Below are 24,732 nucleotides of genomic sequence, written 5' to 3' on the forward strand. Positions count from 1 at the left end.
TGAGATCAATCATTTTATTTAAGTTCATCCTCCTGATGATTTCAAGAACTGTGATACTAATATCCGTTAATTCAACACTGTCGCTAAAAGAAAAGTTATATTCTAGTAGCATATATGGTTGATATGTTGTATAATTTTCTCGGTTAGTTAGCACAAATATACTATACCAAAAAGAACGTCTTTTCTCATCTCGAGATTAGGCGTTCTTTTTATTTTAGGTCTGTTTATTTGTCACAGCCCCTTCTTATTTTTCTAAAGATAATTGATATGCAACATCAATTATCATATCTTCTTGTCCACCCACCATCTTACGTTTTCCTAACTCAACTAAAATATCTCTTGGTTCTAATTGAAATTTTTCAGCTGCTCTTTTCACATGTAAGAAGAAACTTGAATATACACCTGCATATCCTACCATCAAGGAAGTTTCATCAATTATTTGTGGACGCTTCATCAACGGTGTTACAACATCTTTCGCAATGTCCATAAGACCATAAAAGTTTAATTTTGTATCATAACCTTTCAGATCCAATACACCAGCTAATACTTCAAGTTGTGTATTTCCAGCTCCTGCTCCCAATCCACAAAGGGTTCCATCTACATAGGTTGCCCCTGCTTCAATGGCTGCTAGTGTATTTCCCATGGCTAATGCTAAATTGTTATGTGCATGAAAGCCTACTGGAATAGACACTTCTTCACAAACTTTAGAAATAATTGCTTTCACATTTTCTGGCAGTAAATGTCCTGCTGAATCAGCAATATTAATATAATCAGCTCCATAACTTTCCATAAGTTTTGCTTGTTCTGCAACTTTTTCAGGTGTAGCCATGTGTGCTAACATCAAAAAGCCTACCGCAGTCATTCCTAAAGCTTTCGCTGCTTCAATGTGTTGTTTACTAATATCAGCTTCTGTTACGTGCGTTGCTACACGTACCGCCTTTACACCACAGTGTTCATGTACATACTTTAAATCTTCTACCGTTCCAATACCTGGCAGTAATAATACGGTTAATTTTCCATTCTTGATAACTTCATTTGCTGACTTTAATAATTCAATTTCTGAAGTTTCAATAAATCCATAATTATATGAGGATCCTTGGATTCCATCTCCATGTGATAACTCAATGAACTCGACTCCACATGCATCTAATCCACCTGCAATTTTTCGTACTTCTTCACATGAAAAGGAATGCCCTATCGCATGACTTCCATCACGTAATGTTGTATCAACAACATGTATCCGCTTTGTCATTATGATTCCTCCTTTTCTAATTTCTGTGCAATTTGTTCAGCTGCACGAATAGCAGCTGCATTAATAATATCTAAATTTCCTGAATATGTTGGTAGGAAATCCCCTTGTCCTTCTACCTCAACTCCCACAGTTACTTTATCTCCATCTAAGATTGGTGGAACACGCAATTTATAACCTGGGACATATTGTTGAATCTCTTCTACTATTTCATTTATAGATGCACTTATTTCTTCAAGTGACACACTTGTGTCTTTGATTTTCACATAGATTGTATTCGTCATCATAATTGGTGGTTCTGCAGGATTTAAGATGATAATTGCTTTCCCTTTATCTGCTCCACCAACTTTCTCAATAGCTTTGGCTGTCGTTTCTGTAAACTCATCAATATTTGCACGCGTTCCAGGACCAGCACTCATTGAAGAAATACATGCAACGATTTCTGCATATTTTGCTCCAGCTACTCTAGAAACAGCATAAACGATTGGAATTGTTGCTTGCCCTCCACAAGTAACCAAATTTATATTCTGAGAATCTTTCTCCATCAACTTTTCTAAATTCACTGATGGAACCATATATGGTCCAACTGCTGCTGGAGTTAAATCAACAGCTATTTTACCAGCTTCCTTCAACAAAGGTGCATGTTTCAAATGTGCTGCTGCACTTGTTGCATCAAATACGATTTGAATATCTTTTTCTTTCAAAACACCATTTACACCATCTGTTGTCGTTTGAATGCCCAATGATTTCGCCCTTTTGATCCCTTCGGATTCAACAATTCCTGCCATCATTGCCATTTCTAAATGTTCGCTACGCAAGATCTTGTACATTAAATCGCTACCAATATTTCCTGGTCCGATTACTGCTACTTTAATTTTTTTCATAATCTGCTGTTATTCAAAGCGACAAACAACACTACCTAAGGTTGTAAATTTAGCTTCAAATACGTCTCCTTTCACTGCTGGCAAAGCCGCAGAAAAGGCACCAGATAAAACAACTTCACCTTTCTTCAACGGAATATTAAACTCTCCCATTTTATTCGCCAACCAAGCTACACAAAATGCAGGATCCCCTAAAACATCAACCCCACTGCCCTTGTTGACCAATTCATTATTTTTATAAAACTCCATTTGTAGTTCCTTTAAATTACAAGCACTTGGTTCTAATCGAATCTTACCTAAGCAATATCCACCAAATGATGCATTATCAGCAACAGTATCTACCAGTTTTATGTTCCAATCTGCAATACGGCTATCAACAATTTCAAGTGCAGCTTGTACATAATCTGTTTTTTCTAAGACTTCTTCTACTGTTACATTAGGACCAATTAAATCTTCTTTCAATACAAATGCAACTTCACCTTCCACTTTTGGTTGAATAAATAAACTACTATCCACGTTTTCTTCAAAATATACATCTGAAAAAAGATGACCATAATCTGGTTCATTCACTTGGAACATGTTTTGCATCGCTAAAGAGGTTAAGCCAATTTTTTTACCTGAAATCACTCTACCTTCATCTACAAAATGATCAATATTTGTTAACTGTATACGATACGCATCAACAACATCGATGTCATAATTATCTGATAAAGGAGCAATCGCTTGTCTTTCTTTTTGTGCCTTATATAATTGCTCTGCCAAATTTTTATATAATTCCTTATTCATAAGGATTACTCCGCTAAGAAGTTTGCTACTAAAGTATTAAACTTACCTGCTTGTTCAATTTGTGTCCAATGTCCACAATGACCAAATACATGTAATTGAGCATCATCAATCAAATTGATTAACTTATAAGAATTCGAAATTGGAATAACCATATCTTCACGTCCGTGAACGATCAATGTATGATGTTTAATTTTAGCAATTTCTTCATCTGGATAAGCCATAAAGTCTACCCATTCTTGTCTTGGTTCTGGGAACATTGCTGCAAACGATTCTTGAAATCCTGGTTCAATACTTGCTTCATAACGCATTTTTGCCAAATCATCTGTTGCAATCGATTTATCATATACGAATAAATTCAACATTTCTTTCATGTTTTCCACTGATGGTGTGTATCCCCAAACAGAATCTAGGCCTGGTGATATCTCAAAATTAACTCCCATTGCACCCATTAGTACCATTCTACGAATACGGTGTGGATGTTCAATTGCCAACGCAATTGCTAATGCACCTCCAAAAGAATTTCCAACGATATCAGTTTGTTCAATTCCTAGTGCATCTAAAAAGTCAATCGCTTGTTGTACCCAAGTTTTCATATTTAACTCAATACCTTCAGGACGATCTGTATATCCAAAACCTACCATATCTGGTGCTAATACACGTGAATTTTTTGATAATTCTGGGATAACTAATCGCCAGTTTGCCCAGGCAGAAACACCTGGTCCTGAACCATGTGCCAATAGTAATGGGAAACCTTCCCCTTGGTCATGATAATTTGTGTTAAACGTTCCTGTTTTAATTGTTTTTGCTATTTCTGGTCTTGTCATAATTTCCTCCTATATATCCAAATAAGCAGAAGACAACAGTCTTCACTGTTGTCCGATCTGGCTTATTTTAAGTAATTACCTCTAAGTAATTTTCTTTCAGCTTACGATCATAATAGAAGATTCCTTTTCCTAATTGATCGAAATCCCATACACGGACCGGCATATCTGGATAGTATGCATATCCACCTGCAAATAATTCACAGCGGTTTCCTGATGGATCAAAGAAGTATAATGTATATCCTCTTGTAATCCCATGACGCATAGGTCCAGCATCAATCATAACATTATTAATTGTTAAGATATCAGCAGCACGTCCTACTTCTGTCCATGAATTCAACTTAAATGCTAAGTGGTGAATCTTCCCTGGTTGGTCAAATTCCAACACTGCCACATCATGTGGACGATTAGAACCTGTTAACCAAGTACAAGCATCACCTTCACCATCTGGTGTTTTAGCAACCTCTGCTACACCTAATCCTAGGACTTCTTTCATATAACGAACTGCTTCTGCTGAATTTGGTCCAAACAACAATGCGTGGTCTACCATCGTAGCTCCACAACCTTTTGGTTGTTTTCCTCCTGGCCAAATATCTGGATTATGTAAATCTGGATGATTTTCTGCCATTTCTACTTCAGCAAACAAGTCGATCCTATGTCCTGTTGGTAGTTGAACAGCAAGACGTTTTCCATAACCTGGTTGATCAGTATTTGCTGCGATTACCTCATAAGGTAATCCAAATTCTTTTGTTTTCTCTTCAATTTCATTTAAAGCATCTGGACAAGATACTTTAAAAGCTAAAAAGTCTAAGCCTGGCTTATCAGCCAATCGCAAAGTGAATGTATGATGATCGAATTCATCATATCCTTTCATACACACTTTTCCATCTGTTGTTCTACACACTTCTTCTAAACCTAAGATATCGCGATAGAACTTCACTGAGTCTTCCATATTTAAAACTCTGATTTGCATCATCGATGCACGTAATACACCTTTAATTGCCATTTTTCGTTCTCCTATTAATTTTCTATAGAATCGATATTTCCATATTGCTTCGTGGTTGTACACAACAAGCTAATAATTTATCATCCGACTCCTTATTAATATGCTCCTTACTCATTCTACGTATGATTTCATACACTCCTTTTTCCACTCGAATTAAACAACGTCCACATCCTCCACCAAAACAACCGAAGACAATGTCTTGCATATTATTTCGATATAAAGCATTTAATAACGTTTCATCTTCATAACATGAGATATTCGTTTTTTCTTTTATCGAAATAACATATTGCTTTCTCATTTTCGATATCCTAATTTCCTTGAAATTTCTTGGCTTGCAGTTAATAGTAAATCCCGATAATGGTCAATTACTTCATCTTTCATTCGTGAAAGGGGACCAGAAATACTCAAAGAAAAGATAACGCGATGATTGTGATCAAAAATTGGTGCAGCCACACAACGTAATCCATCTAAGAATTCTTGATTGTCGTATGCATAACCTAATGTTTTGATTTTATTCAATTCTCTTTTTATGCCTTCTTCGTCTATAATCGTGTGTTCTGTGTATTTTGTTAATTCATAGGAATTCAAAATGTTATGGATTTCTTTCTCATTACTGAATGCCAATAACACTTTCCCAACACCTGTACAGTGCAAAGGTAGTTTTGCCCCTGGAGCGGTTGCAATGCGTATGGAACTATTTGCTTCTTGCTTATCCACATACAGCACTTCACCATTACTTAACATTGCTAAATGTATTGTTTCTCCAGTTTCTTCAACTAACTTCTCCATATAAGGTTTTGCTATTGCTTTTTCATTCCATGTATTTGCTATCTGACTTCCAAGTTCAAACAATTGAACACCAAGTTTATATTTCCCAGTGTTTTGATCCTGCTCTAAATAGCGAATATTCACTAAGGTTGACAACAAACCATGTAACGTACTTTTTGCAATACCCAAACGCTCCGATAGTTCACTCAAAGACAACGAGGAACGTTCAAATGCAATAACATCAATAATCTTGCTTGCTTTCACAATAGATTTGATATTATTTTTACCTTCAATAGTTTCCTTCATCATCAACCTCCTCTCAAAACCTAATTTCAGAATTGCAATTCTTACAATTACATTATATTGAAAGCGTTTCCAAATGTATATGCTTTTTTCATATTTTCGAATACTATTCGTCATTGCCGAATAAGGTGATGCATTCATATAAAAAAAGCAGTAAATTACTGCTTTCATTTTTTACTATATTTACCCTTATCTATTTTTGATTAAGTGCATCATTTATCATGGTAAGTGATGTTTTAAGAACTTCAGAAATATCTTCTGCCACAAAACAAACTTCTTTACTAGCAAAGCGATATTCTAAAATTTGGCCAACATTACCATTTTTAGATGGTATAAAATCAAGCATTAAAAAGGATGCATTATCATATGTTGCAAAAGGAAACCACTTCTTATTTGCACTATATGCTTGAATTTCTTTATCTTTCGGTTTTGAATTTGATGGGATATCTTCATTTTGAATATGCATCTTCAATTCTACAATTCCCGCCAACGGTAACAAACGATATCCTTGCTTTTCTTGAATACTGAAAATTTCTAATACCCCACTACCATTCTTATATTTATATATTTCTTCCATTGCCTTTGGTAGTTTAATATCAAAAAGTTCTTCAAAATCATGCAATTCAATTTCATCTACACCACCAATCCGCATATAAGCCTGTAAAATTTGAGAATCAAGTTCTTCTCCATTTACAACTTTTCCTTTTACAAAATACAATTGTTCAATATCTCTAATTATCTGTATATTTTCCATTTCATACTCCTATATAGCAATAATTGTTAATACTCCATTCAACCAATGATATTGAATCGAACGATTTATTGAGTTAAAAACCTGATTTGCAATTGCTTCAACCCTTTCAGGTGTAATCGTTTCAGGAAGTTTTAAAGTAGCTGTATTGGATGTTCCTAGCATACTAATAAATCGACTACTTGCCTCATTCTCGTTTACATAGAGTCCATGATAACGATAGTATTCATACTTATCATCATTCGCTTTATAATCATCTAAATTATCATCTAATAAAAAGTATTCATCTTCTGTATAAATTTTTTCTCCAATTGCATCGGATAGTAATAAAACAGAATTGGTAGCAGCATCCCCATCATTGGTTGTAACATCCACAATATACCACTGTCCTCCAATATTTACTCGGTTCCAAGCATGACGAATATCTGGATCAGCATTCATATGCCCACTAATTGAAATACATTCCAACCCAGCTGCTTCACAAAGCAATTGAAATGCTGTAGAATACCCCTCACAAACTGCTATTTTATTAATTAATATCCCATACGCAGTATTAGAATCATAATATGCTTCTCCCAATTTTCCAGTAGTTTTGATAACATCAGCCGCTGCCGTATCATAAACAGCTTGATTACATATGTAATCATTGATTGCATATACTTTCTCTTCATCCTTCATCCCTGGTTTAATAATCTCACTTGACACTTGTTTTACAGCATCACGAATCGCCTGTTGCTTTTGCTTACGTGTTTGCGGATCGTACAAATAATGTACATATATCTCTTTACTACTAAAATAAACATCATATTCTTTCACTTGCATAATCATTGGATTTTGATTAATTATTTGTTGTAATAAATCATGCAAATAAAACATATCTACATCGCTATTATAATATGCTGAAAAATCAATTATATGTGCTCCATCTATCATATTTTTAGCGATATACTCTTCCAACTCTGAAGTTGAAAACACCTTATCCTTAACATCTGGCATAGTACTTGATTTCACTGCATTAGCAGCTACTGTCTTTTTACTCTTATATGTATATTCTTTATTATCTAATGCTTTATAGTCTTTGTTTATTTTCTTTACTTGTTTTTTTAATTGCTCCTCATAAGCTTTCTCATCATATGTACTTACGATGAATTCGTCTTTTAACGCAGAATTATCTATCGTATAAGGAACATGCAATTTAGCACTTTCAACATATACATCTTTTGCATTAATCTTTGGTTTTTGATATACCGTATTCCCATCACAAGCACTTACAATCACTGTACTAGGAATTGATTCAATAGACGCTACCTCTTTTTTATAATTCGTTTCCGTTTGCGCATACGTTGCAAAAGCACATACTTCTTCCTTTGCATCATATTCTTTTGGCCATCCCATAGTAGATATGTTTTTATCGTCCATTGCAACAATTGCATAACGAACACCTGCATATCCAATCACATCATCATTTTCCCACCAATACGAATCTTCAAGACGATATTGTTCATCTTCAGAAACTTTGTAGGAACCTAATACTTCATCTGCTCCTAAGACATACTTTGTTTTCTTAGTAGTAGCTAGTTCTTCTGCTTCACTTTCTCCAGCATCCGTAATACTTAACTTAACAAGCGCATATTTTTTAGCACCACTAACCTCATCCCATGACAACTTTACTTTCCCATCTTTTTGATATGAAAGTTTCACTTCTGGTGTTTCTATATCTCGTTCGATTGTAAAGGAAGTAACTTCTTTTTGCTTCAATGCTTTTCCTGTATCCAAATCCATATTTTGCACTAAAAAGTATTCTGGATAAATCCCCCAGTCTTCTTCATTACTCACATCAAATGTTTTTCCATCACTTTCTATTCGTTGTCTTTCTTCTGGTTCAATCAGTAGCTTTTTTTCTTTCTTATCATAATAGATATCTACTTTAAATCTTTCATCCAATTGTGAATTTACATATACAGTGAATACATCCTTAGCTTTGATATCTTTCTTCTTCAAGGCTTTTGCCATATCTCCGCTAACTTCATATTCAAATACATGATCTTTATCCAAATCCGATAATGTCTCTACATATTTAACATCTTCTCTTTGTTCATAATATTCTTTCAAACTCTCTTCTATATTCGAACCCGAACCACATGCACTTACTATAATTAATAAGCTACATAAGAAGAGTACTCCCAATTGTTTTATTCTTTTATTCATCTTCATGTCCCTCCAATACCATAAGTAATTCTTGATCATTATATTCTGAAAGTATGTATACGCGTTTAAATGCAGAAGCAGTAATTGCTTTTTGTAAGTTATAATCATTACTCAATAATTTAAAGAACCGTACATCTGCATATTTAAAGTATCTTTCACAATCTTCAATCACTAACTCTAGATAAACTAGGTCTTCATAGTAATTTAAGCTTTTTCTTGTTTTATCCTCAATGATTTGAATAATTTTATTTTTATATTCTTCAAACCCTGGAATATCAGAAGATACTTCTTCTACCGAAAACAAAACCCATGATGAAGTATTTGGCAAGCGAGTATATACTTTTAAAAACTCATTTTCAACACTTAGGTTTACTGATTTTTCCAGTTGCATATGTTTATTAAAATGCTTTGCTCGCTCTTGGCTTATATATAATTCTGTAATTTCTACACCAAATTTATCTACCCCATCTTTTTCGCATAATAAAAAATCAGGACGTTCATCTGGGATAATAGAATACTCCTCATCCTGATAAATTTTATTCAATATTTCTTTCTCTCGATGCTTCTTCTTATCCATACGTTACTTTCCTGTTCTATTATAGCATAAATGATTTTTCTTTTTAGAAAATATATTTGTATTCTTAAAATATCTATACTATTATGAAAGTATATTGTGTCTAAAGGGGAACCATCTTTATGAAAAAAAGCAAATTTACCAAATTAGAAAAATATTGGATTTTATACGATGTAGGAAACTCAGCTTTTATTATGCTCGTATCTACAATTATTCCTATATATTTCAACAGTTTAGCAGAAAGTGCAAATATCTCTGAAGTAGATTATTTAGCATATTGGGGATATGCAGTATCCTTATCCACTTTAATCATTGCATTCATTGGTCCAATCTTAGGAACTATTTCGGACACCAAAGGATATCGTAAACCAATCTTCACCTTAAGTATGATGATTGGTGTCATCTGTTGTGCAGCTCTTTCTTTAGCGACTTCATGGATTATATTCCTTGCTATCTTTGTAATCGCAAAAGTTGGATATTCTGCAAGTCTTATTTTCTACGATTCCATGCTTTGCGATATTACAACCCCAGAGCGAATGGATGAGGTTTCCTCACAAGGTTATGCTTGGGGATACATTGGAAGTTGTATACCATTTATCATCAGTTTGATGTTCGTCTTATTCTATGAAGATATCGGCATCTCACTTGCTATAGCAATGATGATTGCTTTCTTTCTAAATGCAGGATGGTGGTTACTTGTAACCATTCCACTGCTTAAAAACTACGAACAAAAACATTATATTGAACCAAAGAAATATCCTATCAAGGAAAGCTTTCAACGGTTTCGAAATGCAATCAAAGAAATTAAAGAACACAAAAAGATATTCTTATTCCTGCTCGCTTTCTTTTTCTACATCGATGGTGTTTACACAATCATTGAAATGGCTACTGCCTATGGAAGTGCTTTGGGATTAGATACACAAGGATTACTATTAGCATTGTTAGTAACACAACTGGTAGCTTTCCCCTTTGCAATTCTATTTGGAAGACTATCAAGAAAATATAAAACTGCATCCTTAATTAAATTCTGTATTATTGCATATGCTGGGATTGCTTTATTTGCAATTCAATTAGATCAACAATGGGAATTCTGGTTTCTTGCAATTTGTGTAGGTATGTTTCAAGGAGCTGTACAAGCATTATCGAGATCATATTTCGCAAAGATTATCCCTCCTGAAAAAACAGGCGAATTCTTTGGTATTTTTGATATCTGTGGAAAAGGTGCATCCTTTATAGGAACAGCTTTAATGGGACTATTTGCTCAACTTACTAAGAATGTAAACAGTGGAGTCATCATCTTAGTCATCATGTTTATTATCGGCTTCTTCATCTTTTCAAAAGCAGAACGAACTAGTGATGAAACAAAGTAAAAAAATATATAAAAAAAGAAGCAACTATATTTGCTTCTTTTCTTATCCTTGATCAATAAAACGATCTTTAATTTTTTGTAAAACTTGCTGTTCAATATTACAAGATAATAAGTATTGTTCAACATTCCCATAAGTCTTTTCAATATAATCCAAACTTGGTTCCATATATTCTGGCAATGAATACATAAAGTGCATTTGATCTTTTTCAATCTCATCAAAAAGGTGACTTCCTTTTTTATATCGTAAATTGGTAAAGGTTTGTTCATAGTTAGTAATAATATCTTGACGATCGACACCAACTAATCCAAGCAATAACATAGCTACAACACCTGTGCGATCTTTCCCAGCAGCACAGTGAAACAACATCACCCCATCTGGCATATCAGCAATTGTCTTCATGATAGTTTTTACTTGCTCTTTATGTTTCAACAAGCCAAGATAAAAACTTCCCATTGTAAAATCAACTTCTACACTATCCACTTCACTTACATCACCAATTCCTTGAATCATAAAAGGAACATGTTTATGAACAATGTCCTTATCCCCCATAAGTGTATCTGGACGTTCCTTAATTTCTTTGTCACTTCTTAAATCAAGAATAGATGTAAGTCCATAAGCCTTTAAATACTTAACATCATAATCACTTAGTGCTGAGATATCATCGCTACGCAAAAAGCAATGCCATTTTGTTGATTGATTATCACGAATTGGATATCCCCCTAATTCACGAACATTTTTCGCATTCTCAAGTGGTAAACGTACTAAATTTTTCATCTTTTTCCCTCCAAAATCATTAGCTATATTCTATCATTGATATTCCTAAATATCTAATAATAAAGAAAAATAATTCCTCTATAATATCATAAGTATGCTAATATTTTATATGAAAAAAATACATTTTTATCTTAAATCCAGTAAAATGTAGTGTTTATCTATGTTTTAGGCTCATAATACATGCCATTTACTACTTTCTAGTAACAGACTTTATAAATAGCCCCCATACAGTGCTTCATATCTATTCTTTTTACTGATATAATTGAATAAATATAAATTTGTAAATCAGTTTAAGAGAGAAACCGTAAAAATGATAAGGGGGAATAACCTTGAAAATGCCAGATAGAATTGAAGATATTATGCTCGCCCCCTGTGGCATGGATTGTGCCGTCTGCTATAAACATGTAGGCGTACGAAAATATGGGAAACCTTGCGAGGGATGTTTGAAAGGTGCTTTAGGAAAACCTGAACATTGTCGCAAGTGCAATATCAAAAGTTGTGCACAGGAGAAGGGATATGTACATTGTTTTGAGTGTGCTGACTTCCCCTGTAAACTGATTAAAAATCTTGATAAGAGCTACCAAAAAAGATATAAAACAAGCCTTATTGAAAACAGTATCGTAGCTCATGAAAAGGGAATTGTCGGCTTTTTAGAACAAGACCGTCGAAAATGGACTTGTTTAAAATGTGGCGGAGCTTTCTCCCTCCACGATGGGGCTTGTAGTGAGTGTGGAAATACAGAACGCTAATCAACATTAAAAACAAATGACTGACAACTTCCAGTTTGTCAGTCAGTAAATATCAATTTAGTAATCAATAGAACCCGACAATTAAACTGTCAGGTTCTGTTTTTTTGATAGCAATCTTTCAGATTGCCGAGAGGAATATTGGGCAGAGTTTGAATAATGTCCCTAATCATTATTTTTATCTAATGAAATTTAAAGTGATTTTATTACATCTGTTATAATTTTCAATACATGTGGTTCGCCTGAACTGAGAATGTCACTGACTTCACTTATTGAACAGAAATATGAATCGTAATCGAACCATCTTCACTATACTTTTCATAATCTGTTTGATAGGTACGTTTAGCTTCTAATTGGGAATCGTTCCAAATGGCTTGCCAGGCCTTATTGATATTTTGTATATCATTATTTTCTACTGGGACAACGATGTATTTGGTTTCCTTTAACTGGATACTCTCTTTTAAATTAGCAGTCGTTGTACCGATTAATAAATCGTAATCCCCTAAATGATTGGATGCATAATTATAATATACAGCGTACATATCTCCCTTTAATTGTAAGGGGAATATCGTTTTCCATAATTCCATAATCGCATCAATATCGTTGTTATTTGTTCTGATTTTCTTTCCTTTAATGATTGTTTCTTGCATTTGTCTTCTCCTTCTTAATTAGATATTTGGTATCTAAAATAAGAATAACAGGATAATGTTGACAACAGTATGTCATCATTGATAAAGAAGTTGCATATTTTCAATCATTTCTTTATGTTTTTCTTTTAACCAACTAGGCTGTATGACTGTTACATCCTTACTAAACATCAGTAAAAAGGGAATTACATTACCAGTTGATTGGTAGGGGAATGTAACAAGAACCTCCTTTTCTTGAATGGTCATTTGTTCGTCTAAAAAGAAGTCATATAGTTTTCCTAGAGCCTTTTTTTGAAAGGACAGTGTAATTTCTATTTGTTGGGAAGAAAAATTTGTACTTGTAGGAATGTTCCTTTTATCATAAGTTACTTTTATTATGTCAATTTCTCGTATTCTTGTTAGTTTAAAAAAGCGAATATCTTTACGTAATTCGCAAAAGGCTTCTACATACCAACTTCCATTTTCTAATTTTAATGCTAGTGGGCAGATAATCCTACTAGAGAATTCACCCTGTCCAGTAATATAGGTGATTTTCATTTTATACTGATTTTTGATAATTGTATGTATGTCTTCAAGCTTTTGATTTGTTTGTTCTTCAATTCGTGGATGATGCAATGTAACAGATGAAAAATTCATGGGTACTATCACTTCTTCCTTAGTACGAATCGATTGTAATTTTGTTTTTACAATCGTATCATTCTTTTGAAAGGACAACACTTGTTCTTGGAGGTTTAATGCTTCTATTATTTTTTGTTTTTCTTGTGTATTAAAAGTAAAACGATGCATTTTAAAAGTGTCTATAAAGCCAAATCCACCATATTTACCAGGATACGAAATAATCGGGAAGCCAGCGAATTCTAATGTCTCGATATCTCGATATATCGTTCGTTTTGTCACTTCAAATTGTTTTGCTAAAGTGTTTGCGGAAACAATCTCTTTTTCTAATAATAGGATAATAATAGATAGTAATCTTTCAATTTTCATAGTTTGGCATCCTTTCTATTTGCTATAAGAATAGGATAACAAACAAACGATGTCAAATATATTTTTTTGAAAAAAAAGAAACTATTACTAGTTTCTTTAATCGCTTTGTAACTCACGACCATTCATCATGTTTTTACACAACAATATGATAATGAAAGAAATCACAAAATTTAAAACCAAAGACGAATATGACAAAATTTGTAAGACAAACATATCATAATAGCCAAAATGGAAAATCAACAAGAAAGTTAATCCTATTCCTGGAGCTGCACAAAGCAAGATAATTAACATTCTCATTAGGTTCACAAAGACTGCATTACTACGACTACGTAAAATTTTAATTGATAAAACAGTCGCACTGATAAATACCATAGAATATCCTAGCAGCATCACCAAATATTGGAAAATTTCTGTTATCTCCATTGAAAAGTATAATCCTGATGCAATAATAGCAATACAGATAATAATTGACACTCTTAGTAACATTGGTAAAATCAAGGCAATCAATTTTGCCAATGGATTTGCTGGGATAAGATATACTTGGTAATTTTTCAATTCTTTTGATAAAGATGAATTTTGAAGACTAGTAAATAACCAAATAACCAACATATAGCAAAACATTGGAAATCCCAAGTCTGTAAACAAGGTAATTACAAAGTAAAAGATTAAAATAAAAATATCTTGTTTACTAATAAACGCTCCTGATTTTCGCATCTGTAACATTTCTTTTGAGAATAATGCCCATGCACCTTTACGAAAAGTTCCTCTTACATTTTTCACTTTACGAGTATCCATTGTTTTATCTTGTTTACCTGCACGAACCTCTTTTACATAATCGGTAAGTTCTTGTGCATCCTCTAATGCTTGTTCTTTATAATCACCTTTAAAGCGAGTAAAAATTGCATACAAGATAGCAATTGCTAATAGCAGCAACCCAAATCCTAATCCTACAAATAGGTATTGTTGTTCAATATAAGAAATCAAGATCATTTTTACCCATCCAAAGATTGGTACAAAATAAAATAAGTTTGATTCTGCAAATGACATTAATCCATTTTGAACATCAAATTGATTCTGTGCTAAATTAATGATAAAAACCAACAGGATAATACCAATAAAAACACCTGCAATTATATAAGAACTCTTTTTATATTTTTCATTTGTTATACTCAACAAATACAAGTAATCTGAAAAAACAAAGAAAAAGAAATACATTAAGAAATTTCCAATCCAAGTTAAAAATAAAAACATGATACTATAATCTAAATCTGTAACGAAAAATAACATCATAGCCAATGATAATAATGACATAAGTATTGATTGCATAATGGTTTGTGACATTAGATATCGCATAATCTGTTTATCAGAAAAAGGCCCACTAAACAAATAGAATGCATCATCTGCATAAAACAAAGCTTTTCGCTTTTGAAACAGAGTTGATAAAATGATAATCCCACTAAATCCAATGCTTATCAAAACCGCTGTGTGTAAATCTTTCATCGTCATGGTATTGATTGGTAATTTCGGTCCAATTAGTACCATCAATAATAACCCGCCATAGATTGCTACCATCACAAGAGTAGCAATTGTACTACTTGGTTTACGAAATAAATTACGAATGGTTCCCCATTGTTTATGGAACCATAATTTTTGTAAAGCATTCATGACTTATTCCCCCTCTACATCAGTATAAGCAAAGAATAAATCTTTTAATTTTTCTTCTTTAAGTTCCTCGCGTTTAACATACTTAGCGATTACTCCTTTATTCATAATATACGCTTCATCCCATATCTCATCGATAACATCAATAATGTGCGTACTAATTAAGATTGCACAACCTTCCACTTTTAACTTTAAAAATAATTGTAGTGTTTCTTCAATACTTGCAGGATCCAATCCTACCATCGGTTCATCCACCAACAATGCTTTTGGTTCAATAATAAGAGCTAACATCATACTTAATTTTTGACGCATCCCCTTACTTAATTCTTTCGCCATTTTCTTACGCTTATCTTCCAAATCAAAAAGCGTAATATATTTATCTGCAAGTTCTTTATAATTTTCTACTTGATATGCACTACCAATAAAATCAATATGCTCTTCAACACTTAACAGTTCATAAAGAACTGGTGTATCTGGAATATATCCAAAACATTTTTTTGCGTCTAATGAACTATTTTCATGTCCACAAATATTAATTTCCCCTTCATACTTTAAAAGATTCGCAATACTCTTGATGGTAGTCGATTTTCCAGCACCATTTGGTCCCAAAAGAATCGTAATTTTCCCTGGTTCTGCTTTTAGAGAAATATTGTCTACCGCTGTAAAAGATCCATATGCTTTTGTTAGATTTGCTACTTCAATCATGTATTTTCCCCCTTAATATAGTCCCCATTATACATGATAGAATTTATATATTCTAGAGTATATATATAAATTTATATACAAAAAGAATAGGATTATCTCCTATTCTTTTCAAACGCTTTTAATTCCTCTTCACTAATATACGTACTCATATCATGTTCATAAATAAGAATTTCAATTTGATCAATATCTAACTTTTTCAATTCTTCATATGAAAATCGATTATCTACTTTTAAGATTCTAGAAATCAAAATTTCTTGATATGCGATTATTCGTTCATCTTTTTTCTCACTCATAATTACTCAGCCTTCATATCCAACACTTCTTTGTCTGGATGCTTCATAATATCCATACATACATCTACCGAATCTTGAATTGCTTTATGGATGTCATCCTCTTTTACACCCAATTGATCTTCTATAATCTTCTTATCAATAAATGTATTTGTAGTCATCAATTTCACATATTCAACCATATCTAATCCCAATTCTTTATTTTCCTTATCCATTTGTGCTTTCATTTGCTTCATGTTTTCCAAATAAGGTTCCGTAGGGATTGTTACAACAGTTTTAGGATCATTCATATCCGCAGAGAACTCTTCTAACCATTGTTTCCAAGTCATATTATACCAACCTACTGGATATGCTTTCGCACCTTTATTATTCTCTAAAGCACCTGCAATCGCTTCACCTACTTGACGGATCGTTACCATTGTTGTTCCACCAGTTGGATAATATAGTTCTTTAGTTGGTGTATTCTTAATCATTTCCGCAATAAATAACCAAACTGGTTTTCTACCTTTTTGAGCACCAAATATATATGGTAATTCTAATACAGCAACATCCATCACACCATCATCTGCATAAGCAAATGCAGCATTCTCTTGATCAATTCTAGAACGTATATAAGGATGATGCTTTGTTAGTTCTAAATCTTTCCATTCCTTTGCAAAATAAGAAAAATAAGATCCCAATACAACCGTATGTTTTATACCTACTGCTTTTGCTATATCCAATAATCTTGTCAATGCATCAATATTATATTTTTTAAACAAATCATAAATAGGTGGCTTCGCTTCGACACGTTCATCCACACCTGCCGCAAAAACAAAACCATCACAGTCTTTCATGATATTTTTTAATTCCGCATCTGACATTTGTAAATAATTTCCAAACTTTACTTCCATTCCATCAGGTAAATTCAAATCATCTTGTAGTGGTGGCAAAGCCAAAGATACAACTTTATGTCCTTGTTTTACAAGTTCCTTTGCCCCTTCCAATCCTAATAATCCAGTTCCTCCAATCATAAAAACTTTCATATAAATACCTCCTTTTACTATACGTTAATCATACCCCTTTTAAAATATTTCAACAACTCATTTACCTAATAAGAAAATGGCTTCTTTTAGTAATCTTTCCTAAATGATATAAAAAAAGCTTAAATAATAATCTAAGCTTTATTTGCAAGTATAGCCACTACTTTCAATTGATTCTTTCATCGTTTTGAAACTAATGTATTGCTTTTTGTCATCATCTTTTTTTAGATCATCTTCAGTGAGAAAGTTATTCTTGATAAGTTCATCAAAATCAGCTTTTTCATAATCTAAAGTTGTCGTTTCACTTAACTTTCCATCTTTTACTTTATAAGTATATGTATAACCTTTTATTTCAGCTAATGATTCTGCAAATTCTTTAGCCAATTTTTCTGTTTCTTCATCACTCATTCCATAAGTACTAAGATCTGTTTCCTGTGTTGCGGTAATACTTTTTAGTACATCATCATCATACTTTAATTCGACTTTATTATTACTATCTTTCATTGTACAAGTAAGTGTTTTTCCACTACTCCCGCTACAACCAACTAATGACACAAATAAAATACTTGCCATCAATACTTTTAACTTATTCATAGGAACCTCCTTTTCTAATCTTATCCTTGAAAACACAATTAGTCAACTGAACATTGTGTGAATAAAGCGTTCGTTATACTTTACTTATTATTCAATTTACGGTATTATATTATAAGTTATATAAAGCTAACTTTATGTGCAAGGAGGTATCTATATGAAACTTGTATTAATTCGCCATGGAGAAAGTGTATGGAATAAAGAAAACTTATTTACTGGTTGGACGGATGTTGATTTGTCTGATACTGGAAAAGAAGAAGCGAAAACTGCTGGAAAGCTATTAAAAGAAGATAACTATGATTTTGATGTTTGTTATACTTCTTATTTAAAAAGAGCAATCCACACACAGAATTATGTATTAGAAGCGCTAGATCGTGAATGGCTTCCCGTTTATAAAAGTTGGAAATTAAACGAACGTCACTATGGAGCCTTACAAGGTTTAAATAAGGCTGAAACTGCTGAAAAGTACGGAGATGAGCAAGTCAAAATCTGGCGTCGTTCATTTGATGTACAACCCCCAAGTTTAAGTAAAGATGACAAGCGTAATCCCCAATTATTAGAACAATATCGTTACGAAGATAAAAATCAATTACCTTTAGCTGAAAGTTTAAAAGATACGATAGCTAGAGTTATTCCTTATTATGAGGAAGAAATTGTAGCACAGATGAAAGCAGGTAAGCGAGTATTGATTACTGCTCATGGAAACTCACTACGAGCTTTGGTAAAATATCTAGATAATTTAAGTGACGATGAAATCGTTGGTGTAAACATTCCTACTGGTGTTCCTTTAGTATATGAATTTGATAATAATTTTAATGTTATTAATAAGTACTACCTAGGAAATCAAAGTGAGATTGAAAAGAAAATGCAAAGTGTTGCAAATCAAGGGAAAGCAAAATAAAAACAGGCATTGCCTGTTTTTTTAGTATCCTACTGGAGCTATATTAAATGGATCTCCTAGTGGTGTGATTCCAAACGCTGGAAGAGAAAATATCAAAACTACGATAAGTACACTAAGCAACGCTAACCAAGTTACTGCTCTTGTTACTATGTGCTTCTTTCTTTCACTCTCTGATAAATTACGAGTGATTAATTTTGCAATTGGCTCTCCAACTGTAAAAATGATTCCCGCTGCTAAAAATGGCGCACCTAACACAATAATCCATCCACCAACTTCTGCTGGAACACGTATTCTCGCTAAATAATTCATACTACCTCCTTATTTTGTCTACTATACTAGACGTTTTTTATTCCTAAAAAGTTTCAATTATTTTAAAGGTTTTTTTCGTAAAGCAAGAATTTTTAATACTTCATCTACTTCTCGCTTATCTTTCATCGTATATTGAATCCATCCACCATGTTCTCCACATGGATATTTATCATCCCATAAAACTCTTGTTTTAGGAAGATAACTATCCAAATCCTTTTCAAAGATAACAGCTTCCTTACTTCCAATTTGGAGCATTGCTGTAATATCATTCTCTTCAAAAAATACATATGTTAGATGCTTTGCTTTATGAGCGTACTTGTAGCCCCATCCATAGGCATTACCAAAAGGAAATTTTAAATCTTTAATTAAATCATAACGTTGATTCAAATTATCTTCTAAATATTCAAGCAATGCATATTGCTTTCCAATTGTACTTTTAATTTCATCTAAAGTTGGTTCATGCTTTTTATCTAACATTCTTTTTCCCATAATGTTTCTCCTTTACTATTTTTATTATATCGGATAATTTTTATTTCTCAAAAAATGTGATAACAAAACCAAATTATGTGGAAGTAACAAATTAAGCCATTTTACTTGAATATTCTAATGATTAATTGTATGATATGTTTCAATAAGATATTGTTGGATTGGAGGCAATATAATGGCACAAAAAGATTATTATCAAATATTAGGTGTCTCTAAAACTGCAACTGCGGATGAAATAAAAAAAGCATATCGCAAATTAGCGATGAAGTATCATCCAGATGTTAGTAAAGAAGCTAATGCTGAGGCAAAAATAAAAGAAGTGAATGAGGCCTATGAAATTCTAGGTGATCCTGAAAAACGCAAGAGTTACGACCAATTTGGACAGGCAGGTCCTGAACAAATGCGTTATCGTCAACAATACCAACAAAGTGGACAAGGATCTTACCAACAATTTACAACCATGGAAGATTTATTTGAAGCTTTCTTTAGAGCTAATGCTCAACAACAACAGCAACGTCAACAATATCAAAACCAACAACAATACCAATATAACAATCGCCCACGAAGACGCAGTGGAGGCTTTATAGGATTTATCATTCAATTGCTTATTATGAGTTTTCTCTTCCGTATGTGGTTTTCCTTATTTGGATTATAAAAGAACGCTTACGCGCTCTTTTTTAATGCAATTTGTAAGATACATCTTGTGTGTAATCACTACAAATCTCCATTCTTTCTACTGCATTTTGTGAAAACTTAACAGCTTCCATTAGTTGATTTTCTTGACTATTATTCATCATCAATAAATCATCTCGAAACTCCTCAAGTATTTGCTGACTCGCTTCCTTGTTCAATACAAACGATACCAAAAGGCGATTTTTATTATATTGAACACGTTTTTTAGGAATCGTTTCTTCCCAAGAAATAGCTGATAAATTAACACCCATTGCCAAAGCAAGATTATGTTTCATCATCCGTCACTTCCTTTCAATTTTTACTAATACAAGAATCAAATTGAACTGATACAACTAACTATTCCCTCTATTATTATAGTAACATGAATCATACGATTGTAAATTATATTGATTGACTAATCTTTCAAAATATCCTCAATCAATTTTGATACATCTTCTTCTCTTGTCATCCAGCTTGTAACAAAGCGAACCACAACTTTTTCACTTGATAATTCTTCCCATCTTATAAAAGCATATTCCTTTGAAAGTTCTTCCACTTTCTGTACAGGCAAAATTGGAAATAATTGATTGGTTGGTGAATCATATAAAAAATCATACCCTGCTTCTTGAAATGCTTGCTTTATCCGTTTTGCTTGTTTAATTGCATGTAATGAAATATCAAAGTATAAATTATTCTTAAACAATTGTAAAAACTGTATCCCTAAGATTCTTCCCTTAGCAAGCATCCCACCTCTTTGTTTGATATGATAGCGAAAGTCTTTTTTCAATTTCTCATTACGAATAATAACCGCCTCTCCAAAAAGAGTACCAATCTTAGTTCCTCCAATATAATATACATCACACAACTCTGTAATATCAGCTAAAGTAAGATCATTCTCTTCAGCAACAAGACCATACCCCAAACGAGCTCCATCTAAATATAGTGGTAGCCCATACTCTTTACATACCTCTTTAATTGATATAAGTTCTTGTTTTGAATAAATGGTTCCATGTTCTGTAGGATTTGAAATAAACACCATGCCTGGTTGTACTGTATGTTCTTTATTGACATCCTTATCATGTTGTTCACAAACCTTCTGTATTTGAGCTGCCGAAATCTTTCCATCACTACTATCCAATGTAATAATACGATGCCCACATGCTTCAATTGCCCCTGTTTCATGTGTATAGATATGTCCTGAAACAGCTGCAATTACTCCTTGGTGGGGTTTTAGAATTGATGCAATCACAGTTAGATTTGTTTGCGTTCCTCCAACTAAAAAATGAACATCAATTTCATCATTCTCACATGCTTTTTTAATATATTTCTTTGCTTCTTCACAATAAGGATCTAACCCATACCCTGGTGTTTGTTCAACATTGGTTTTTTCCAACAACGCCAAAATTTCTGGATGAGCGCCTTCTGCATAATCACATTCAAAACGAATCATACTATTACCTCCTAACAATATATAACATTATAGTATCGTCTTTTTTTGAAACTCACAATATTAATTATTGAAAAAAATGATATCTAACTAGAAAGCTTAAACAAAAAAAGAAACATTGCTGTTTCTTTTTCAAATTGCTATTTATCACAAGGGAATACAATCTTCGCTTCTTTACGACATTCGCTCAATACTTCATGAATTTCTTTGGATAATGTATGAGGAACACTTACTGATGATATCTCTCCCTTATTAACCTGTTCTATCATTTCTTTTATCTCATAATAAAAGTTTTCACTTGGTTTTTCACTAATAATCTTACTTTCTTTCTTTATGCGATCATATAAAATAACTTCTTGTGGTTGACTCGGTTGATCAATTGTAATCATACCTTGCTCTCCACATATCTCACAAAGATTTTTTGTATCAGATGCTTTTGAATAAGATAATGTCGCAATAAAATCATCATATACAAAGATACTTGCTCCTGCTACATCAGCACCTGTATCTAATACTTCTGCTCTACTAATAATTTCTTTTGGTTTTCCAAACAAGGCGATACAATCAGCAATTACATATACGCCTAAATCCATAATCGCTCCATTTGCTAAATCACTGCGAAAGGTAGAAGGATTTTCGCCACGCAAATATGCATCATAGCGAGATGAATATTTGGCAAACGTAAATGTAACTTGATGAATTTTTCCTATTTGGGAAATACTTTCTTTCACTTTCTTTAAGTTTGGATTGTATAGTGGTATCAACCCTTCTTGCAAATATGTATTGTTTTTTGTAGCACATGCATACATTTCAGCTACTTCATCTTTATTACTTGCTAATGGTTTCTCACAAAAGGTTGGAATCTTACGATCCAAAAAATACATACTAATTTCCTTGTGCAACCCATTAGGAACTGCAATATAAACGGCATCAATCAAACCTGCTTCTGCCATTTCTTGATAAGAACCATAAGCATTGGGGATATCATATTTATCTGCAAAACGCTTTGCTATTTCTTGAGAAACATCCGCAACTCCGACAACTTCACATGCATCAACAAGCTTCGCTCCATCCATAAAAAAATCTGATACAAAATTCGTTCCTACTATTCCAAATTTCATGTTTTTCTCCTTTGCCTTTCCATATTATCTATATTATATAATAAAAGTTCTAGAAATAACTACTAGAACTTTTTCATTTATTCACTGATCCATTTTTGATGATCAATTTTATATACTTTTGGATGTAATTGATTCAGTAAATAACGATCATGTGTTGTAAGTATTAAACAGCCTTGATATTCTTTTAAAAGCCGTGTAATTACTGGTTTACTAAGTGGTGAAATATTTCTTGTTGGTTCATCCATCAATAACACTTTTGGTTCTGACAAAATTAAATACACCACACATAATTTAGCTTTTTGCCCTTCACTTAAATCCATAATCTTTTTATCCATCTCAAGTGCTGTTAAGTGAATAGCGCCTAAAAATTCTTGAATTTGTGTAAGTGAACTCTCTGTAGCTTGTTGTAGAAACTGAATTGGTGTTTTTTGATAATCTAATATCTCTTCATAGTTCTGTGGCATATATGCATAATCCAAATCATTGTCAGCAATGATTTGACGTACTGTTTTCAACAGAATCGTTTTTCCTGTTCCATTGTCACCAATCAGTGCTATCTTATCTTGTCCAAAAATTTCTATATTACAATCTTTTATTAATAATCGATCATTGATATAAATATCTTCATGTAAATCAAGGACGCGTTTGCTAGCATGATAATGCTCATTTTTTAATTGCAAATTAATCTCTTCTTCATAGGTATCTAAGTCAAAATCATCTTCACCTAATCTTTCTTCAATACCTTTCACAACCTTCATTTTCTTCTTTAATAAACGTCCCATAAATGGCATACTTCTTGGTACATTGTTTTGTGCATGAGTAACCGCATTTTTAATATCATTAATATGATTCATTTGCTTTTTATACTCGCGTTTCTTACTCGCAACAACTTGCTTTTCCTTATCGTAAAGCTGATTGCGTTGTTCCACATATTCATGATAATCATTTCCAACCAGCGTCCATACGGGTTTATTACGTTTATTACGTTGTTCTAAATGTAATATCTGATCTGCACATTCTTCAATTAATTCAATATCATGAGAAATAAATAAAACTCCACAACTACTCATTTTTATATACTCACTCAACCATTCAATCGTTGAAATATCCAAATCATTTGTTGGTTCATCCAACAACAATAAATCAGGGTCATCTTTTAATACTTTTAACAGTCGAAGTTTAACCCTTTCACCTCCACTTAATTCTTTCATTTTCTGATCTCGATACAATAATTCTTTTGGTATATTAATCTTCACACATAATGCTTCATACGTTTGATATAAGTTATAGTCTAATTCTTCGTCTATTTGGTCCTTCAATAAAAATTCATAAATAAAACATGCATTCCAATCCTCTCCTATCTGCTGTGGCAGATAAGCAACAAGATCAAACTGCATGTCTATAGTTCCAATAATCTGTGCATAAGAATGCACACTCCTTTTATCATATATTGCTTTCAAAAGTGTAGATTTACCATTTCCCTCTTCACCAATGATAGCAATTTTATCACCTTTATTTATAATAAGTGACAAATCATTTATTAATACTTTTGAAGTAGTATCAGTTATTGTAAGATGCTGTATTTTTAACATACAAATTCCCCCTCTCAAATAGTTAAGGGACCATAGACAAGACATTATCAAAATATCGTATTCGAG

Annotated in this window: 27 protein-coding genes and 1 pseudogene; 4 read left to right on the plus strand and 24 right to left on the minus strand. The window is 32.7% G+C overall.

The genetic code is table 11. The annotated features are described in order from the left end of the window. Positions 1–244: 244 nt before the first annotated feature. The 10 genes from dmpG to M2475_RS07265 form a co-directional block, all read right to left on the minus strand. On the minus strand, positions 245–1,252 hold the full coding sequence (dmpG, locus tag M2475_RS07220) for a 4-hydroxy-2-oxovalerate aldolase (RefSeq protein ID WP_277490519.1): 1,008 nt from the start codon (positions 1,250–1,252) through the stop codon (positions 245–247). Then, positions 1,252–2,136, minus strand: coding sequence for an acetaldehyde dehydrogenase (acetylating) (locus M2475_RS07225; RefSeq protein ID WP_346780365.1), 885 nt, complete (start codon positions 2,134–2,136; stop codon positions 1,252–1,254). Before M2475_RS07225 ends, dmpG begins: the two co-directional genes overlap by 1 nt. A 6-nt stretch (positions 2,137–2,142) precedes the next feature. After that, positions 2,143–2,916 carry a 2-keto-4-pentenoate hydratase gene (locus tag M2475_RS07230; RefSeq protein WP_277490521.1) on the minus strand — a complete coding sequence of 258 codons (774 nt, stop codon included), beginning with the start codon at positions 2,914–2,916 and terminating at the stop codon, positions 2,143–2,145. Positions 2,917–2,921: 5 nt separating this feature from the next. Further along, a complete protein-coding gene (locus M2475_RS07235) occupies positions 2,922–3,740 on the minus strand; it encodes an alpha/beta hydrolase (RefSeq protein ID WP_277490523.1) in 819 nt (272 codons plus the stop codon). Between the two features lie 67 nt (positions 3,741–3,807). Continuing rightward, entirely contained in the window at positions 3,808–4,743 is a 936-nt protein-coding gene (locus M2475_RS07240; RefSeq protein WP_277490524.1) for a catechol 2,3-dioxygenase, read from the minus strand. 22 nt (positions 4,744–4,765) lie between these two features. Next, the gene (locus tag M2475_RS07245; RefSeq protein ID WP_277490525.1) at positions 4,766–5,041 is read right to left on the minus strand and encodes a 2Fe-2S iron-sulfur cluster-binding protein; all 276 of its coding nucleotides are present in this window, start codon (positions 5,039–5,041) and stop codon (positions 4,766–4,768) included. After that, entirely contained in the window at positions 5,038–5,817 is a 780-nt protein-coding gene (locus tag M2475_RS07250) for an IclR family transcriptional regulator (RefSeq protein ID WP_277490526.1), read from the minus strand. Before M2475_RS07250 ends, M2475_RS07245 begins: the two co-directional genes overlap by 4 nt. Positions 5,818–6,007: 190 nt before the next feature. After that, positions 6,008–6,568, minus strand: a complete 561-nt coding sequence (locus M2475_RS07255) for an SMI1/KNR4 family protein (protein WP_277490527.1) — start codon at positions 6,566–6,568, stop codon at positions 6,008–6,010. Positions 6,569–6,577: 9 nt separating this feature from the next. Further along, positions 6,578–8,773 carry a transglutaminase domain-containing protein gene (locus M2475_RS07260; RefSeq protein WP_277490528.1) on the minus strand — a complete coding sequence of 732 codons (2,196 nt, stop codon included), beginning with the start codon at positions 8,771–8,773 and terminating at the stop codon, positions 6,578–6,580. After that, positions 8,766–9,350 (minus strand): hypothetical protein, encoded by a 585-nt coding sequence (locus tag M2475_RS07265; RefSeq protein WP_277490529.1) that lies wholly within the window; start codon positions 9,348–9,350, stop codon positions 8,766–8,768. The genes M2475_RS07260 and M2475_RS07265 overlap by 8 nt, the downstream gene beginning before the upstream one ends. Before the next feature lie 119 nt (positions 9,351–9,469). Between M2475_RS07265 and M2475_RS07270 the strand changes: the two genes are divergently transcribed. Next, positions 9,470–10,717 (plus strand): MFS transporter, encoded by a 1,248-nt coding sequence (locus tag M2475_RS07270; RefSeq protein ID WP_277490530.1) that lies wholly within the window; start codon positions 9,470–9,472, stop codon positions 10,715–10,717. Between the two features lie 42 nt (positions 10,718–10,759). On the opposite strand, the gene M2475_RS07275 is transcribed toward M2475_RS07270, so the two are convergent. Next, the gene (locus M2475_RS07275; protein WP_277490532.1) at positions 10,760–11,491 is read right to left on the minus strand and encodes a tyrosine-protein phosphatase; all 732 of its coding nucleotides are present in this window, start codon (positions 11,489–11,491) and stop codon (positions 10,760–10,762) included. Positions 11,492–11,826: 335 nt separating this feature from the next. Between M2475_RS07275 and M2475_RS07280 the strand changes: the two genes are divergently transcribed. Then, on the plus strand, positions 11,827–12,240 hold the full coding sequence (locus tag M2475_RS07280) for a DUF3795 domain-containing protein (RefSeq protein WP_277490534.1): 414 nt from the start codon (positions 11,827–11,829) through the stop codon (positions 12,238–12,240). A 266-nt stretch (positions 12,241–12,506) separates the two neighbouring features. Here the strand turns inward: M2475_RS07280 and M2475_RS07285 are convergent, their stop codons facing one another. The 7 genes from M2475_RS07285 to M2475_RS07315 form a co-directional block, all read right to left on the minus strand. Next, positions 12,507–12,887, minus strand: coding sequence for an effector binding domain-containing protein (locus M2475_RS07285; protein WP_277490535.1), 381 nt, complete (start codon positions 12,885–12,887; stop codon positions 12,507–12,509). Positions 12,888–12,962: 75 nt separating this feature from the next. Beyond that, positions 12,963–13,868, minus strand: a complete 906-nt coding sequence (locus tag M2475_RS07290; protein ID WP_277490536.1) for a YafY family protein — start codon at positions 13,866–13,868, stop codon at positions 12,963–12,965. 96 nt (positions 13,869–13,964) lie between these two features. Then, positions 13,965–15,533: a putative ABC exporter domain-containing protein gene (locus M2475_RS07295; RefSeq protein WP_277490538.1), complete on the minus strand. Its 1,569-nt coding sequence runs from the start codon at positions 15,531–15,533 to the stop codon at positions 13,965–13,967. 3 nt (positions 15,534–15,536) lie between these two features. Beyond that, on the minus strand, positions 15,537–16,235 hold the full coding sequence (locus M2475_RS07300; protein ID WP_277490539.1) for an ABC transporter ATP-binding protein: 699 nt from the start codon (positions 16,233–16,235) through the stop codon (positions 15,537–15,539). A gap of 92 nt (positions 16,236–16,327) precedes the next feature. Further along, a complete protein-coding gene (locus tag M2475_RS07305; protein WP_277490540.1) occupies positions 16,328–16,528 on the minus strand; it encodes a hypothetical protein in 201 nt (66 codons plus the stop codon). A 2-nt stretch (positions 16,529–16,530) separates the two neighbouring features. Then, a complete protein-coding gene (locus tag M2475_RS07310) occupies positions 16,531–17,550 on the minus strand; it encodes an NAD(P)-dependent oxidoreductase (RefSeq protein ID WP_277490541.1) in 1,020 nt (339 codons plus the stop codon). A 138-nt stretch (positions 17,551–17,688) separates the two neighbouring features. Next, positions 17,689–18,141, minus strand: a complete 453-nt coding sequence (locus tag M2475_RS07315) for a DUF1307 domain-containing protein (RefSeq protein ID WP_277490542.1) — start codon at positions 18,139–18,141, stop codon at positions 17,689–17,691. A 154-nt stretch (positions 18,142–18,295) separates the two neighbouring features. Here M2475_RS07315 and gpmA point away from each other — a divergent pair, with 154 nt between their 5' ends. Further along, on the plus strand, positions 18,296–19,039 hold the full coding sequence (gene gpmA / locus M2475_RS07320; RefSeq protein WP_277490543.1) for a 2,3-diphosphoglycerate-dependent phosphoglycerate mutase: 744 nt from the start codon (positions 18,296–18,298) through the stop codon (positions 19,037–19,039). Positions 19,040–19,060: 21 nt separating this feature from the next. On the opposite strand, the gene M2475_RS07325 is transcribed toward gpmA, so the two are convergent. Then, entirely contained in the window at positions 19,061–19,348 is a 288-nt protein-coding gene (locus M2475_RS07325; protein ID WP_277490544.1) for a hypothetical protein, read from the minus strand. Positions 19,349–19,405: 57 nt separating this feature from the next. Further along, positions 19,406–19,837, minus strand: coding sequence for a DUF3788 family protein (locus M2475_RS07330; protein ID WP_277490545.1), 432 nt, complete (start codon positions 19,835–19,837; stop codon positions 19,406–19,408). A gap of 172 nt (positions 19,838–20,009) precedes the next feature. Here M2475_RS07330 and M2475_RS07335 point away from each other — a divergent pair. Then, positions 20,010–20,225: pseudogene (locus M2475_RS07335) on the plus strand (DnaJ domain-containing protein); the annotation flags it as partial. 286 nt (positions 20,226–20,511) lie between these two features. On the opposite strand, the gene M2475_RS07340 reads toward M2475_RS07335, so the two are convergent. The 4 genes from M2475_RS07340 to M2475_RS07355 all read right to left on the minus strand — a co-directional run bounded on the left by M2475_RS07340 (position 20,512) and on the right by M2475_RS07355 (position 24,666). Then, positions 20,512–20,805, minus strand: a complete 294-nt coding sequence (locus M2475_RS07340) for a hypothetical protein (protein WP_277490546.1) — start codon at positions 20,803–20,805, stop codon at positions 20,512–20,514. Between the two features lie 116 nt (positions 20,806–20,921). Next, positions 20,922–21,956 (minus strand): low specificity L-threonine aldolase, encoded by a 1,035-nt coding sequence (locus M2475_RS07345; protein ID WP_277490547.1) that lies wholly within the window; start codon positions 21,954–21,956, stop codon positions 20,922–20,924. Between the two features lie 137 nt (positions 21,957–22,093). Continuing rightward, the gene (locus M2475_RS07350; protein ID WP_277490548.1) at positions 22,094–23,074 is read right to left on the minus strand and encodes a Gfo/Idh/MocA family oxidoreductase; all 981 of its coding nucleotides are present in this window, start codon (positions 23,072–23,074) and stop codon (positions 22,094–22,096) included. Between the two features lie 77 nt (positions 23,075–23,151). After that, positions 23,152–24,666, minus strand: a complete 1,515-nt coding sequence (locus tag M2475_RS07355) for an ATP-binding cassette domain-containing protein (protein ID WP_277490549.1) — start codon at positions 24,664–24,666, stop codon at positions 23,152–23,154. Positions 24,667–24,732 lie beyond the last annotated feature (66 nt).

The organism is Breznakia sp. PF5-3, from assembly GCF_029504745.1.
Lineage (GTDB): Bacteria > Bacillota_I > Bacilli_A > Erysipelotrichales > Erysipelotrichaceae > Breznakia.

What these genes read in the sequence shown, in the direction of transcription:
- dmpG (WP_277490519.1), bottom strand. Translation starts at nt 1,252, where the DNA reads ATGACAAAGCGGATACATGTTGTTGATACAACATTACGTGATGGAAGT.
- M2475_RS07230 (WP_277490521.1), bottom strand. Translation starts at nt 2,916, where the DNA reads ATGAATAAGGAATTATATAAAAATTTGGCAGAGCAATTATATAAGGCA.
- M2475_RS07235 (WP_277490523.1), bottom strand. Translation starts at nt 3,740, where the DNA reads ATGACAAGACCAGAAATAGCAAAAACAATTAAAACAGGAACGTTTAAC.
- M2475_RS07240 (WP_277490524.1), bottom strand. Translation starts at nt 4,743, where the DNA reads ATGGCAATTAAAGGTGTATTACGTGCATCGATGATGCAAATCAGAGTT.
- M2475_RS07245 (WP_277490525.1), bottom strand. Translation starts at nt 5,041, where the DNA reads ATGAGAAAGCAATATGTTATTTCGATAAAAGAAAAAACGAATATCTCA.
- M2475_RS07250 (WP_277490526.1), bottom strand. Translation starts at nt 5,817, where the DNA reads ATGAAGGAAACTATTGAAGGTAAAAATAATATCAAATCTATTGTGAAA.
- M2475_RS07255 (WP_277490527.1), bottom strand. Translation starts at nt 6,568, where the DNA reads ATGGAAAATATACAGATAATTAGAGATATTGAACAATTGTATTTTGTA.
- M2475_RS07260 (WP_277490528.1), bottom strand. Translation starts at nt 8,773, where the DNA reads ATGAATAAAAGAATAAAACAATTGGGAGTACTCTTCTTATGTAGCTTA.
- M2475_RS07265 (WP_277490529.1), bottom strand. Translation starts at nt 9,350, where the DNA reads ATGGATAAGAAGAAGCATCGAGAGAAAGAAATATTGAATAAAATTTAT.
- M2475_RS07270 (WP_277490530.1), top strand. Translation starts at nt 9,470, where the DNA reads ATGAAAAAAAGCAAATTTACCAAATTAGAAAAATATTGGATTTTATAC.
- M2475_RS07275 (WP_277490532.1), bottom strand. Translation starts at nt 11,491, where the DNA reads ATGAAAAATTTAGTACGTTTACCACTTGAGAATGCGAAAAATGTTCGT.
- M2475_RS07280 (WP_277490534.1), top strand. Translation starts at nt 11,827, where the DNA reads ATGCCAGATAGAATTGAAGATATTATGCTCGCCCCCTGTGGCATGGAT.
- M2475_RS07285 (WP_277490535.1), bottom strand. Translation starts at nt 12,887, where the DNA reads ATGCAAGAAACAATCATTAAAGGAAAGAAAATCAGAACAAATAACAAC.
- M2475_RS07290 (WP_277490536.1), bottom strand. Translation starts at nt 13,868, where the DNA reads ATGAAAATTGAAAGATTACTATCTATTATTATCCTATTATTAGAAAAA.
- M2475_RS07295 (WP_277490538.1), bottom strand. Translation starts at nt 15,533, where the DNA reads ATGAATGCTTTACAAAAATTATGGTTCCATAAACAATGGGGAACCATT.
- M2475_RS07300 (WP_277490539.1), bottom strand. Translation starts at nt 16,235, where the DNA reads ATGATTGAAGTAGCAAATCTAACAAAAGCATATGGATCTTTTACAGCG.
- M2475_RS07305 (WP_277490540.1), bottom strand. Translation starts at nt 16,528, where the DNA reads ATGAGTGAGAAAAAAGATGAACGAATAATCGCATATCAAGAAATTTTG.
- M2475_RS07310 (WP_277490541.1), bottom strand. Translation starts at nt 17,550, where the DNA reads ATGAAAGTTTTTATGATTGGAGGAACTGGATTATTAGGATTGGAAGGG.
- M2475_RS07315 (WP_277490542.1), bottom strand. Translation starts at nt 18,141, where the DNA reads ATGAATAAGTTAAAAGTATTGATGGCAAGTATTTTATTTGTGTCATTA.
- gpmA (WP_277490543.1), top strand. Translation starts at nt 18,296, where the DNA reads ATGAAACTTGTATTAATTCGCCATGGAGAAAGTGTATGGAATAAAGAA.
- M2475_RS07325 (WP_277490544.1), bottom strand. Translation starts at nt 19,348, where the DNA reads ATGAATTATTTAGCGAGAATACGTGTTCCAGCAGAAGTTGGTGGATGG.
- M2475_RS07330 (WP_277490545.1), bottom strand. Translation starts at nt 19,837, where the DNA reads ATGGGAAAAAGAATGTTAGATAAAAAGCATGAACCAACTTTAGATGAA.
- M2475_RS07340 (WP_277490546.1), bottom strand. Translation starts at nt 20,805, where the DNA reads ATGATGAAACATAATCTTGCTTTGGCAATGGGTGTTAATTTATCAGCT.
- M2475_RS07345 (WP_277490547.1), bottom strand. Translation starts at nt 21,956, where the DNA reads ATGATTCGTTTTGAATGTGATTATGCAGAAGGCGCTCATCCAGAAATT.
- M2475_RS07350 (WP_277490548.1), bottom strand. Translation starts at nt 23,074, where the DNA reads ATGAAATTTGGAATAGTAGGAACGAATTTTGTATCAGATTTTTTTATG.
- M2475_RS07355 (WP_277490549.1), bottom strand. Translation starts at nt 24,666, where the DNA reads ATGTTAAAAATACAGCATCTTACAATAACTGATACTACTTCAAAAGTA.